Source organism: Psychrobacillus sp. L3 (assembly GCF_042945595.1).
Classification (GTDB): Bacteria; Bacillota; Bacilli; order Bacillales_A; family Planococcaceae; genus Psychrobacillus.
The window spans coordinates 1,223,467-1,236,648 of the sequence record NZ_CP168493.1 but is presented as its reverse complement, the minus strand read 5'-3'; the positions used below and the strand labels follow the sequence as shown (position 1 = coordinate 1,236,648).

At 38.1% G+C, this 13,182-nt stretch carries 12 protein-coding genes; all 12 read right to left on the bottom strand.

Features of this window, described 5'->3' with window-relative positions:
• Window positions 1-40 precede the first annotated feature (40 nt).
• On the bottom strand, window positions 41-673 hold the full coding sequence (gene pyrE / locus ACEPXD_RS05805) for an orotate phosphoribosyltransferase (RefSeq protein WP_391120893.1): 633 nt from the start codon (window positions 671-673) through the stop codon (window positions 41-43).
• Complete coding sequence (gene pyrF / locus ACEPXD_RS05800; RefSeq protein ID WP_391120891.1) at window positions 670-1,380, bottom strand: orotidine-5'-phosphate decarboxylase; 711 nt, start codon at window positions 1,378-1,380, stop codon at window positions 670-672. The genes pyrE and pyrF overlap by 4 nt, the downstream gene beginning before the upstream one ends.
• On the bottom strand, window positions 1,377-2,291 hold the full coding sequence (locus tag ACEPXD_RS05795) for a dihydroorotate dehydrogenase (RefSeq protein WP_391120888.1): 915 nt from the start codon (window positions 2,289-2,291) through the stop codon (window positions 1,377-1,379). Before ACEPXD_RS05795 ends, pyrF begins: the two co-directional genes overlap by 4 nt.
• Complete coding sequence (locus tag ACEPXD_RS05790; RefSeq protein WP_391120885.1) at window positions 2,288-3,064, bottom strand: dihydroorotate dehydrogenase electron transfer subunit; 777 nt, start codon at window positions 3,062-3,064, stop codon at window positions 2,288-2,290. Before ACEPXD_RS05790 ends, ACEPXD_RS05795 begins: the two co-directional genes overlap by 4 nt.
• The gene (gene carB, locus ACEPXD_RS05785; protein WP_391120883.1) at window positions 3,061-6,258 is read right to left on the bottom strand and encodes a carbamoyl-phosphate synthase large subunit; all 3,198 of its coding nucleotides are present in this window, start codon (window positions 6,256-6,258) and stop codon (window positions 3,061-3,063) included. The genes ACEPXD_RS05790 and carB overlap by 4 nt, the downstream gene beginning before the upstream one ends.
• Window positions 6,251-7,351, bottom strand: a complete 1,101-nt coding sequence (locus ACEPXD_RS05780) for a carbamoyl phosphate synthase small subunit (protein ID WP_391120880.1) — start codon at window positions 7,349-7,351, stop codon at window positions 6,251-6,253. The genes carB and ACEPXD_RS05780 overlap by 8 nt, the downstream gene beginning before the upstream one ends.
• Entirely contained in the window at window positions 7,348-8,628 is a 1,281-nt protein-coding gene (locus ACEPXD_RS05775; RefSeq protein ID WP_391120878.1) for a dihydroorotase, read from the bottom strand. Before ACEPXD_RS05775 ends, ACEPXD_RS05780 begins: the two co-directional genes overlap by 4 nt.
• Window position 8,629: 1 nt before the next feature.
• Window positions 8,630-9,508 carry an aspartate carbamoyltransferase catalytic subunit gene (locus ACEPXD_RS05770; RefSeq protein ID WP_391120875.1) on the bottom strand — a complete coding sequence of 293 codons (879 nt, stop codon included), beginning with the start codon at window positions 9,506-9,508 and terminating at the stop codon, window positions 8,630-8,632.
• A 148-nt stretch (window positions 9,509-9,656) separates the two neighbouring features.
• Entirely contained in the window at window positions 9,657-10,979 is a 1,323-nt protein-coding gene (locus tag ACEPXD_RS05765) for a uracil-xanthine permease family protein (RefSeq protein ID WP_391120872.1), read from the bottom strand.
• A gap of 30 nt (window positions 10,980-11,009) precedes the next feature.
• Complete coding sequence (pyrR, locus tag ACEPXD_RS05760; RefSeq protein ID WP_391120869.1) at window positions 11,010-11,549, bottom strand: bifunctional pyr operon transcriptional regulator/uracil phosphoribosyltransferase PyrR; 540 nt, start codon at window positions 11,547-11,549, stop codon at window positions 11,010-11,012.
• A gap of 201 nt (window positions 11,550-11,750) precedes the next feature.
• A complete protein-coding gene (locus tag ACEPXD_RS05755; protein ID WP_391120866.1) occupies window positions 11,751-12,677 on the bottom strand; it encodes an RluA family pseudouridine synthase in 927 nt (308 codons plus the stop codon).
• The gene (lspA, locus tag ACEPXD_RS05750) at window positions 12,677-13,153 is read right to left on the bottom strand and encodes a signal peptidase II (RefSeq protein WP_391120863.1); all 477 of its coding nucleotides are present in this window, start codon (window positions 13,151-13,153) and stop codon (window positions 12,677-12,679) included. The genes ACEPXD_RS05755 and lspA overlap by 1 nt, the downstream gene beginning before the upstream one ends.
• Between the last annotated feature and the right edge of the window lie 29 nt (window positions 13,154-13,182).

Here is a 13,182-nt window from a genome sequence, read left to right as displayed (position 1 = left end):
AAAAAGACATTCACCTGTCTGACGAGTGAATGTCTTTCTTTTAATTCAACAATCCTTCTTTTAAATCACTATGCCACTTCGAAAGCATTGGTAAATCCGCTTCCGTAATTGTTCCTGCCTCTTTTGCTGCATTCGTCAACGCATCATAATTCGTTAAGCTCACAAATGAAATGCCCGCTTCTTTAAAAGCATTTTCTGCTTTTGGAAGTCCATATGTAAATATGCTCACTACACCAACTACTTCTAAGCCTTCTTTTTGAAGTGCTTCTACTGCAACTAAGCTGCTTCCACCAGTTGAGATTAAGTCTTCAATAACTACTACTTTTTGACCTGGTACTACTTTCCCTTCGATTTGATTGCCACGGCCATGCTCTTTTGCTTTGGAACGTACGTACATCATCGGAAGTTCTAGTACATCACTTACCCATGCAGCGTGCGGGATTCCTGCCGTTGCTGTTCCTGCTACTGCTTCTGTACCCGGGAACTTTTTCTCGATTGCTTCGGCTAATCCTTGTGCAATTTCTTTCCGAATAGCAGGAGATGACATCGTAATTCGATTATCACAGTAGATCGGTGATTTAATACCGGAAGCCCATGTAAAAAGATCATTTGGTTTCAATTCGACTGCTCCAACTTCGAGAAGTGCTTTTGCGATTTTATTTTCTAGCGTCATGCGTTTTCCTCCCACATTTTTAATATATTCTCGTATGCTTTAACAGGATTTGCTGCTTTTGTAATTGCACGACCCACGACAATATGAGATGAGCCTAGCAATCTTGCATTCGCTGGAGTTGCAACACGTACTTGATCATGTGCATCCCCATCTGCTAAACGGATACCTGGAGTTACTCGTAAGAATTCGTTGCCACATGCTTCTGCAATTTTTTTTGCTTCCAGTACAGAACAGACGACTCCATCTAAATATGCATTTTTTGCTAGTTTTGCATAGTGAACTACCGATTCATCAATAGAACTTTGGATAAGTTGCTCCTCTTGCATTTGTTTTTCTGAAGTCGATGTTAGTTGAGTCACTGCGATGATGGAAGGTCTTTTATTCCCAGCAGTTGTTCCTGCTTCAAGTCCTTCGCGTGCAGCAATCATCATAGCTTCTCCACCGGCAGCATGCACATTGACTAAGTCAGCCCCAAGTCGAGCCAACCCTTTCATCGCTTGACCTACTGTATTTGGAATATCATGCAGTTTCAAATCTAGAAATACATCATGTCCCATTTCTTTCAGTTTATATACGATAGAAGGACCTTCCTGCAAATAAAGCTCCATGCCTACTTTTAAAAACAGAGATTGTTCGAAAGGAAATAAAAAAGGATATACCTCCTCTGAAGTAGCAAAATCTAAAGCGATAATTGGACTTTTTTTCATAGTCGATGGCTCCTTCCAACTAAATCTGATACTGTATCAAAACCAAGCTCATCTAATTTTTCTGGAAGCAGATCAATTAAGTTCGGACATATAAATGGATCAACAAAGTTTGCTGTTCCTACTGCAACTGCACTTGCACCAGCTGATAAGAAGTCAATAACATCATCGATGGAAGAAATTCCGCCCATTCCGATGATTGGAATCGATACTTGTTTTGCCACTTCATATACCATTCGAACGGCGACTGGTTTAATGGCTGGACCAGATAATCCACCAGTAACATTTGCAATGACAGGTCGACCTGTTTTTGTATCTAATCGCATGCCTAGTAATGTATTTATCATTGTTATACCGTCTGCCCCGCCTGCTTCTACCGCTTTTGCTATGTCATTGACATTTGTCACATTAGGAGAGAGCTTTACGTAAACAGGTACACTAGATACGGCCTTAACTGCCTTAGTTAATGCTTCCGCTACGATTGGATCTGTCCCAAATGTAATTCCACCTTGCTTCACATTTGGACAAGAGATATTTAGTTCGAGTGCATGTACATTCGGAGCTTTTGAAATGCTTTCCGCCACTGCAACATAATCTTCTGTTAATGTACCAGCAACATTTGCAATAATTGGCACATTATATTGTTCTAACCATGGAAGCTCATTCTGCAACACTTTTGTTAAGCCTGGATTTTGTAACCCAATGGCATTTAACATTCCAGCTGGTGTTTCAGCAACTCTTGGAGTGGGATTTCCAAGTCTTGTCTCAATCGTTGTTGCTTTAATCATAATTGCTCCAAGCTTAGACAGATCATATAGTTGAGCGTATTCTTTCCCAAATCCAAAACAACCGGAAGCAGGCATAATTGGATTTTTCAATGAAAGGCCTGGTAGTTCTACTGCTAATCGATTCATACTTGAACCACTCCTGACTGAAACACTGGACCATCTGAACATACTTTCACATAATCTGCTTCTGTTTTTTCTGTTGTTTCACAAACACATGCAAAGCAAGCCCCAATTCCACAACCCATTCGTTGTTCAAACGATAAATATCCTTCTTTTTCAGGATACATTTTTTCAAGTGCTGCAAGCATTGGAGTTGGACCACAACTGTAATATATAGAGAAATCCTCTTCTAAAGTTTCTAACACATTTGTAACAAATCCTGCATGACCATAACTGCTATCAGCTGTTACGATATACGTTTCACCAAGCTCATTAAATTGCTTTTCATAAAACACAACATCTTTTGATTGAAAGCCTAGTACGTGAATTGGCTGTACTCCTTTTTCCACTAGTCTTTTAGAAAGCTCATAAAGAGGCGGTACTCCAATTCCTCCTCCAACAAGAAGCGCTTTTTGGCCAGCTTCTACTTTATCCATAGGAAAACCGTTACCAAGGGGTCCAAGTACATCGACTTGGTCCCCTTGTTTTTTTTCAGAGAGGAGAGTTGTTCCTCTTCCATCTGCACGGTAAATCATTGTAAATTCTAGCGTTTCTTTATTAATAGAGGAAATACTGATCGGTCTTCTTAGTAAAGGTTCCATTTGATCAGACACACGTATATGGACAAATTGTCCAGGTTGATTCATGTCGAGTACATGTTCTCCATTTAATGTTAGTTCAAAAATGTTCGTCGCAATTTCATTCTGTTTCACGACTTGCATTTGTCCTTGTCTAATCATCCACGAACCTCCTGATGTTTCATCGTTTCTGTAGAAAATGTCATGGATTCAATCACTCGTAGCATCGCCTCAGCAGTGTCTAATGATGTTAAACATGGAATGCCATTTTCAACGGATTCTCTTCGAATACGGAAGCCGTCACGCTCTGGCTGCATACCTTTTGTGAGTGTATTTATAACAACCTGTGCATTTCCTTTTTGAATGACTTCTAACAGCGTAGTTCCTTTAGATCCAATTTTGTCTACAATATCTACTGGGATTCCAGCTTTTTGAATTGCTTCTGCAGTTCCTTGTGTAGCAATGATACGGAAACCAACGTTATTGAATCGTTTCGCAATCTCAGTTGCCTCTTCCTTATCTTTATCTGCTATCGTCATTAAAACCGATCCATGATCTTTAATTTCCATTCCTGCAGCTACTAAACCTTTATACAGTGCTTTTTCTAAGGTAATATCTTTCCCCATTACTTCCCCAGTAGATTTCATCTCTGGTCCTAGCGTAATGTCTACTCCACGAAGTTTTGCAAAACTGAAAACTGGAACTTTCACATATACCCCTGGACTATTTGGAGCAAGTCCTGGTTTGTATCCTTGTTCCATAATCGATTGCCCTAATATTGCTTTTGTTGCGATATTCGCCATTGGAATGGACGTAATTTTACTTAAGAATGGTACTGTCCGGCTTGAACGTGGGTTTACTTCAATTACGTATACTTCATCCTTTGATATGACATATTGGATGTTCATCAAACCAACAATTTTTAACCCTTTTGCAAGACGTGTTGTGTAGTCCACTAATGTATCGATATGTTGCTGTGATAGTTTTTGAGGTGGATATACAGCGATGGAGTCACCAGAGTGAACTCCTGCGCGTTCAATATGCTCCATAATTCCGGGAATTAATACGTTTTCACCATCACAAATGGCATCTACTTCCACTTCTGTTCCAGTTAAGTAACGATCGATCAATACAGGTTTTTCTGGGCTTGCTTCCACCGCATGCTCCATATAATGTTTAATTTCATCTTCGTTATAGACGATTTGCATCGCGCGGCCACCAAGTACATAAGATGGTCTTACTAATACTGGATATCCGATATCTTCTGCAATTACTACTGCTTCTTCTACAGAAACTGCTGTTTTTCCAAGTGGTTGAGGTATACCTATTTCGTGTAGAGCAGCTTCAAACTTGTTACGGTTTTCTGCACGATCAATATCTTGTAGAGTTGTACCTAGAATTTTAACACCACGTTCTTCTAAAGCTTCTGCTAAGTTGATCGCCGTTTGTCCACCGAATTGCACGACTACTCCTTTTGGTCTCTCAAGATCCACAATATGCATAACATCTTCTACCGTTAATGGTTCGAAATATAATTTATCCGAAATGGAGAAGTCAGTTGAAACAGTTTCAGGGTTGTTATTGATAATAATTGCTTCGTACCCTGCTTCTTTAATTGCCCAAACAGAGTGAACTGTTGCATAGTCAAACTCTACCCCTTGACCAATGCGAATTGGACCAGAGCCTAGTACGATAACACTTTCTTTTTCTGTACGAATGGATTCATTTTCTTCTTCATATGTTCCATAGAAGTACGGAGTTTCTGATTCGAACTCTCCTGCGCAAGTATCAACCATTTTATACACTGGTACTATGCCATGCTCTTTCTTAAAGTTATACACGTCAATTTCTTTTACATGCCAATATTTCGCGATGGTTTTATCTGCAAAGCCCATTCGTTTTGCTTTGTATAAAACTTCCTGATCAAATGGATGAGCTTGAATTTCTTTTTCGTATTTCACGATGTTCTGAAGTTTATTTAAGAAAAATACATCGATTTGGCTCCACTCGTGGATTTGCTCTACCGATACTCCTCGGCGAAGTGCTTCTCCGATGAAGAATAAACGCTCGTCACCTGCACGACGGATACGTTTTTCCATCCACTCATCTGTAATCGATTCACTGTTTTTCATTTCAATATGGAAATGTCCTGTCTCAAGAGAGCGAACTGATTTAAGAATCGCTTCTTCAAATGTACGTCCAAGTGACATAACTTCACCAGTTGCTTTCATTTGAGTGCCTAGATTACGTTTGGCAGATTCAAATTTATCAAATGGCCATCTTGGAATTTTAGCAACGATATAATCTAATGCTGGTTCAAAGCATGCATATGTTTTTTCTGTTACTGGGTTCATCATTTCATCTAATGTTAGACCTATTGCTATTTTCGCAGCAAGTTTTGCAATTGGATAACCAGTTGCTTTGGATGCAAGCGCGGAAGAACGGCTTACACGTGGATTCACTTCGATAATAAAGTAATTGAAGCTATGCGGATCAAGTGCAAGTTGTACATTACACCCACCTTCAATTTTTAGTGCACGAATAATTTTTAGTGATACATTACGAAGCATTTGGTTTTCACGGTCCGATAAGGTTTGCGTTGGAGCAACTACGATGGAATCACCTGTGTGAATACCCACTGCATCTACGTTTTCCATATTACATACGACAATTGCGTTATCCGCAGAGTCCCTCATTACTTCGTATTCAATTTCCTTATAACCAGCAATGGATTTTTCGAGTAAACACTGTGTTACAGGACTGTATTTTAATCCACTTGTAACGATTTCTGCTAAGTCAGTATCATTGTGGCAAATACCGCCACCTGTTCCGCCTAGTGTAAAAGCAGGGCGCACAATTACAGGGTATCCAATACGTTCAACGAATGCTTTAGCTTCATCCAAGTTGTGGATAATATCACTTTCAGGAACTGGTTCATTTAATTCATTCATTAGTGTACGGAATAAATCACGATCCTCTGCTTTATGAATCGCTTCTAGTTTTGTGCCTAAAATTTCGATTCCTAATTCATCTAATATACCTGATTCATCAAGCGCAATTGCCATATTTAATCCTGTTTGCCCACCAAGTGTAGGTAGAATGGCATCCGGACGTTCTTTTCGAATGATTTTGCTCACGAATGGCAGTGTGATTGGTTCAATATATACTTTATCTGCGATTTCAGTGTCCGTCATAATGGTTGCTGGATTAGAATTCACTAAAATGACGCGATAGCCTTCTTCTCTCAATGAAATACACGCTTGCGTACCAGCATAGTCAAATTCAGCTGCTTGACCTATGATAATTGGACCTGAACCAATAACTAAAATCGTTTCTATATCTTTACGTTTAGGCATTTGAATTCTCCTTTTTGCTTTCTAGTATCATTGTTTCGATAAATTGGTCAAATAAGTGGGTAGAATCCTCTGGTCCTGAAGAGCCTTCTGGATGGAACTGCACGCAGAACACTGGGAATTTTGTATGTCGTACCCCTTCTACAGTACCGTCATTTAAAGCAACATGTGTAATTTCTAAATCTGTATTTGCAATGGAATCTGCATTAATTGCATAGCCATGATTTTGTGAAGTTAACTCTGTTCTCCCTGTAATTAAATCTTTAACAGGATGGTTTCCTCCACGATGTCCAAATTTCAATTTGAAAGAGGTTGCACCACTTGCAAGAGAAATAAGCTGATGTCCCAGACATACTCCGAAAATCGGAACTTGGCCGATAATCTCTTTAACCATTTCAACTACTTCTGGAATATCGGTTGGATCTCCAGGTCCGTTTGAAAGCATTACACCATCAGGATACATTCTCAAAATATCTTTTGCAGATGTATTGTAAGGTACGACAATGATGTCGCAATCACGTTTGTTTAATTCTCTTAAAATACCATGCTTCATACCAAAGTCTACAAGTACAACTTTTTTCCCTCGTCCTGGACTTGGATATGAACGAGTGATGGAAACTTGTTCTACTTGGTTTTTTGGAATTTCAGTAGCTTTCAATGCTTCTACTACTTCCTCCACATTCACTTCTTCTCCAGCTTTTGTTAGCTGCCCTTTTAAAGAACCATATTTGCGAATAATACGCGTTAACTTTCTAGTATCAATTCCTTCAATTCCAGGAACATTTTTTACTTCTAAAAATTGACTTAATGTCCCTGTACTTCTGAAATTTGATGGTTGCTCAGCCAATTCTCTTACCACTACTCCAGATAGACCAATTTGAATCGCTTCAAAATCATCGGGATTCACTCCGTAGTTGCCAATCATTGGATAGGTGAACGTTAGAATTTGTCCACAGTTAGAAGGATCCGAGATCGATTCTTGATAGCCAGTCATTGCAGTAGTAAAGATAACCTCTCCGATTGTTCCTTCTTCACTACCAAATGCGTACCCTTTAAATGCTGTACCATCTTCTAAAATTAAGTATCTCGTTTTCATTTGTTTTCCTCCTGCCATACGATTTCTCCGTTATAAATGGTGACTTGTGGCCAACCTGTGCATACCCAACCGTTAAATGGAGTATTTTTTCCTTTTGAAAAAAATGCTTCTTTATCGATTGCTTGTTCTTTTTCTAGGTCAATTAATACTAAATCCGCTGGAGCTCCCACTTTTAATTTTCCGAATTCAAATCCGAAAACTTCAGATGGTTTAGTTGTTAAATATTCTAGCAATTGTTTTAAAGTCCACTCTCCACTTTTCACAAAATGTGTATATAACAGTGGGAACGCTGTTTCTAAACCGACAATTCCAAATGGTGCCTTTTCAAATCCATTTGCTTTATCTTCCTCTGTATGTGGTGCATGATCTGTTGCAATGAAATCTAAAGTTCCATCTAGCAAGCCTTCACGCAATGCAAGCATATCTTCTTTTCCTCTAAGAGGTGGATTCATTTTCCAGTTTGCATCATTGGATGGTATATCATCTTCACATAGTAAAAGGTGATGCGGACTTACTTCAGCCGTAACATGTACTCCTGCTTTTTTAGCATCTCTTATCACTCGCACTGATTCTTTTGTACTGACGTGACATACGTGATAATGAGCCCCTGCAGACTCTGCGAGTAAAATATCACGCGCAATATGTACTGATTCTGAAACGGAAGGAATCCCTTTTAAACCAAGTTCTTCGTTTCGTTTTCCTTTATGCATCACACCTGAGTAAATAAGTGTATTATCTTCACAGTGTGCGACTACTGGGATATGTAGTTTTGCTGCTTCTTCCATAGCTTCCAACATTGTTCCTGCAGCCTGTACCCCGACACCATCATCTGTCAGAGCAAATGCGCCAAGTTTTTTCAAAGCTTCGATATTTGTTCTTTCTTTTCCAGCTTGTCGAATCGTAATCGATGCATATGGTAAAACTCGAATAAGTGCATTTTTTTCAACTAAATCCAACACATGGGAAAAGTTTTCAGCAGTATCAGGTACTGGTCTAGTATTTGGCATGGCACAAATAGTCGTGTATCCACCTTTTGCAGCAGCTTTCGTTCCTGTTTCAATCGTTTCTTTATGTTCGCCTCCTGGCTCGCGTAAATGGACATGCACATCGATAAATCCTGGCGAAAGAAGCATTCCTTTACCATCAATTACTTCTACATGATCTTCCGTTTCATTCGCTCCGATTTTAGCAATTTTCCCGTTTTCAATTAGGACGGATGTAATTTCTAAATCTCCTTCATTGTTAACTATTTGAACGTTTTGAATAATTTTTGTCATGTTATTCTCTCCCTTTCAAAATCATTTCAATGACTGCCATACGAATGAACACACCATTTTCCATCTGTTTAAAAATTCTTGAACGCTCGCATTCAACTATTTCACTTGCAATTTCCACGTCACGATTCATCGGGGCTGGATGCATAATAATGGCGTTTTCTTTCATTCTTTTTTCTCTCTCTTCTGTTAAACCATACTGTTGAAGATATTCAGCTTTAGAGAAATAGGATTTACCATCATGTCTTTCATGTTGTACTCTTAACATCATCATGACATCACTAGACTCAATTACTTCATCAATATTATAAGTTGCTTCAAATTCCGCGTTACAATTTGGTGGACACACGAAATTAACTTTCGCACCAAGTCTAGAAAACGCATCTGCGTTTGACCGAGCTACTCGGCTATGTGCAATATCCCCTACGATGCTGATCACTTTATTTTCAAAAGTTCCAAATTCCTGTTGGATTGTCAATAAATCGAGCAAACTTTGAGTAGGATGGTTTCCTGTTCCATCTCCACCATTGATAATGACTGGTTTTACTTTTCCTATTAAATCTTTAAAAAAATCATTTTGTTCATGTCTAATCACTAGAGCATCAACACCAATGGATTCCAATGTTTTAACCGTATCATATAGTGTTTCACCTTTTAACGTACTAGAAAAACCTGCATCAAAGGGGAGGACATTTAAATGTAACTTTCTCTCTGCCATTTCAAAACTCATTTTCGTTCGAGTGCTCGGTTCAAAAAATAAATTAGCCATTGTATAATCTTGCTTTAATTGAGAACTAGCACCTTCACGGAATAATTGCGCTTGTTTTAAAATAGACATTATTTCTTCTACAGTTAAATCTTTCATTGATAATAAGTTTTTCATCTGTATCCTCCTCTATCAAAAGAACCTTCTCGATAAAGTCTCGAGAAGGTTCGTTTTTGCATGGAAGAGTATAGGGTACTTTTGTAAAGTCCCTTCTCTTCTATTCGAACCTTTCGTTGACTCTCTGGACAACTATTTAAAAGGTCTTTTATTCAGTTTTATCCATACCTGCTATTTGTTCATTATTTCTACCTGGTAGAACTAAGTTTAGTATAACCCCGATGATTGCAGCTAAAGCCATACCTTCAATACTTAATGATTCCGATACAACAAACTTTGCTCCACCAATTCCGATAACTAAAATTACAGATGCAATAACTAGGTTGCGATTATTTCCAAAGTCTATATTGTTTTCTACTAACATGCGTAGTCCACTTGATGCGATAATACCGAACAACAGTATGGACACCCCACCAAGAACTGCTGTAGGGATTGTAGAGATGACTGCCATTACTTTCCCTAAAAATGAAACAGCAATTGCAACTACTGCAGCACCACATATTACATACACACTATAAACGCGAGTGATTGCTAGTACGCCAATATTTTCACCATACGTTGTTTTTGGAGGACCACCAATTAAAGAACTGATAAATGTTCCGAATCCATCACCTAGCAAAGAGCGATGTAATCCTGGCTCTTTAATGTAGTCACGGTTCACGACTTTACCAAGTACTAACTGATGACCAATATGCTCTGAAATTGTTACGATAACGATTGGTACCATTACTAACAATAACTTGGATGTAACGACGAAATGATAATCTACACCGGGAATTAGGAATGGTGGTAAATCAAACCATTTTGCATCATGTACTGCAGAGTAATCTATAATTCCGATTGCAGCAGAGTATATGTAACCAACGACCAATCCGATTAAGATCGGCATTGTACTTAGAATGTTTTTAAAGTAAATAGTACAAAAGATTGCAGTGAACAATGTTACTAATGCTGCTGAGAAGTGCAGGAAACTATACTGACTAATCTCTTCTAATCCATAGTTTAAGGCTGGATCTACTTTCACTTTGATATTCATGGCCATATCAACTGCTACACCAGCAATCCCTAGACCAATAACCATAATTACTGGACCTACAACAATTGGTGGTAACAACTTCATAATCCATTTATAACCACTTTTCCAAATGATGAGTGCAACAATGCCGTAAGTGATTCCGACAAACATTCCACCAATCATTGCACTTCCAACTCCACCAACTTTTGTAGCTAAAATGATTGGAGCAATAAAAGCAAAGGATGATCCCAAATAAGCGGGTACTTGAAACTTCGTAATCATTAAGAAGAATATGGTTGCTATCCCGCTTGTTAGTAATGCAATTGCAGGACTTAATCCGACTAGCTGTGGTACTAAAATTGTAGAGCCGAACATGGCGAACATATGTTGAAAACTTAAAGTTATTAATTGTCCTCCAGATGGCTTTTCATTGACATCTAACACTGCATTTGACATGGATTATTCCTACCTTTTCCAAAAGATTTCTTATTCAAAAATTGTAACTGCGTCTACTTCATCTGTTTCGATAACTTTCACTACAATCCGTTCATTGCTAGACGTTGGTATATTTTTACCGACGTAATCCGCTCTTATCGGAAGCTCTCGGTGACCTCTATCTATTAAAACAGCTAATTGAATCTGGGCAGGTCTTCCTAAATCCATTACAGCATCCATTGCTGCGCGAACCGTTCTTCCTGTATAAAGTACATCATCTACTAAAATCACTTTTTTATTCGTTACATCATGTGTAATATCCACTTGTTGAACGAGCGGCTCGTTTGAGTCATTTTTTAATGATAGATCATCTCTATATAATGTAATATCGAGCTCTCCTGTTTTAATTGCTTTACCCTCGATCGTCTCAATCTTCTTAGCTAACCTCTCTGCTAAAAAAGCACCTCGTGTTTTGATTCCAACTAAAATACATTCCTCAATTCCTTTATTCCGTTCAATAATTTCATGTGCAATTCGTGTTAGTGCCCTATTCATTGCTTGTTCATCTAAAATACTCGCTTTCTCCGCCATACGTACCCTCCTAATTTTGTAAAATAAAAAACCTCTTGAGCAGAGATGCCCAAGAGGTTGTATATGCGTCATTAACTAAGGTAACTACACATTAAAGTCCGCAGACCAATAGTGTTCGTCACATTCACATGTACCTTCTCAGCCTCTCTGGACTGTTATTAAAGGTGAAGCTATTTTGTTTTCTAAAAGTAGTATAAAGGATTAATCTTCTATAATCAATGATTGTTTTCTTAAATCTTGCAATAAATTTGTGTAATCATCTGGAATTGGATAAGAGAACTCTAAATATTCACCCGTTTTCGGTTGAATAAATCCTAATAATCCAGCATGCAAGACTTGTCCATTAAAATCGATTGTTTTCTTAGGACCATATTTCGGGTCACCAGCTAAAGGATAACCAATATACTTCATATGCACACGAATTTGATGCGTTCTTCCTGTTTCCAATTGACATTCAACTAATGTGAATTTATCAAAACGTTCCAATACGCGAAAATGTGTAACAGCATGTTTGCCATTGTCCACTACCGCCATACTTTGGCGCTCTTTTTTATCTCTACCTATTGGGGCTTCAATTGTTCCTTTGTCATGAGGAATACGACCATGAACAAGTGCAATATATTTACGAGTAACTGTTTTCTTCACTAATTGGTCTACTAATGAAACATGTGCTACATCGTTTTTCGCAACCATTAAGAGGCCAGTTGTATCTTTATCAATACGGTGAACAATTCCTGGACGCATAACACCATTAATGCCAGATAAATCTTTTATTTGATGCATTAGACCATTTACAAGAGTTCCACTAATATGTCCAGGTGCAGGATGAACAACCATTCCACGAGGTTTATAAACAACTAGTACATCTTCATCTTCATACACAACTTCTAAGTTTAAGTTTTCTGATACAATATCCAGTTCAACTGCTTCAGGGGGAGCTACAACTATAACATCCCCTTCTTTCACTTTATAATTTGATTTGGCTGCTTCTTTATTTACGAGTACATGTCCGTCTTTTATAAAGTTTTGGATTTGAGTACGTGACCAATCCGTATCAAAAGATGCAATTGCTTTATCAATTCGTTCTTTTGCCTGTTCTTTTTCTATTATAAATGTTAACTCTTCCATTACTTCACCTTTTTCTTTCCAGCTCGTTCTTCTTTAATTATGAATAATATGATAATCACAACACCTATTGTCAAGGAAGCATCTGCAATATTAAAAATAGGAAAATCGTAATTTATAATTGGTATTAACACATGCACAAAATCCACAACTTCGTTTCTCCAAATACGATCGATAAAATTCCCAATTGCTCCACCTAATAGCATCATTAAACCAATCTGAAACATTGGCTTTCCTTTTGCTTCTTTATGAAAATAATAAATAATGGCAATAATGACGGCAATCGTGATGATTGTAAATAATCCCATTTGGCCTTGCAACATTCCCCATGCGGCCCCACGATTTCGATGAGAAAGTAATTCAAAGTAAGGATCTAAAATAGTGATTCGCTCGTGAAAAACCATATTTTTTACAATCAGCCATTTTGTCCACTGATCAAGCGCAATAACAAATGCGGCAAGTCCATAAAATTTCCACACATTATTTCCCCCAATTTCAAATTCGCCTT

Excerpts from the sequence above, each read along its gene's own strand:
- pyrE (WP_391120893.1), bottom strand. The coding sequence starts at position 673 with ATGACGCTAGAAAATAAAATCGCAAAAGCACTTCTCGAAGTTGGAGCA.
- pyrF (WP_391120891.1), bottom strand. The coding sequence starts at position 1,380 with ATGAAAAAAAGTCCAATTATCGCTTTAGATTTTGCTACTTCAGAGGAG.
- ACEPXD_RS05795 (WP_391120888.1), bottom strand. The coding sequence starts at position 2,291 with ATGAATCGATTAGCAGTAGAACTACCAGGCCTTTCATTGAAAAATCCA.
- ACEPXD_RS05790 (WP_391120885.1), bottom strand. The coding sequence starts at position 3,064 with ATGATTAGACAAGGACAAATGCAAGTCGTGAAACAGAATGAAATTGCG.
- carB (WP_391120883.1), bottom strand. The coding sequence starts at position 6,258 with ATGCCTAAACGTAAAGATATAGAAACGATTTTAGTTATTGGTTCAGGT.
- ACEPXD_RS05780 (WP_391120880.1), bottom strand. The coding sequence starts at position 7,351 with ATGAAAACGAGATACTTAATTTTAGAAGATGGTACAGCATTTAAAGGG.
- ACEPXD_RS05775 (WP_391120878.1), bottom strand. The coding sequence starts at position 8,628 with ATGACAAAAATTATTCAAAACGTTCAAATAGTTAACAATGAAGGAGAT.
- ACEPXD_RS05770 (WP_391120875.1), bottom strand. The coding sequence starts at position 9,508 with ATGAAAAACTTATTATCAATGAAAGATTTAACTGTAGAAGAAATAATG.
- ACEPXD_RS05765 (WP_391120872.1), bottom strand. The coding sequence starts at position 10,979 with ATGTCAAATGCAGTGTTAGATGTCAATGAAAAGCCATCTGGAGGACAA.
- pyrR (WP_391120869.1), bottom strand. The coding sequence starts at position 11,549 with ATGGCGGAGAAAGCGAGTATTTTAGATGAACAAGCAATGAATAGGGCA.
- ACEPXD_RS05755 (WP_391120866.1), bottom strand. The coding sequence starts at position 12,677 with ATGGAAGAGTTAACATTTATAATAGAAAAAGAACAGGCAAAAGAACGA.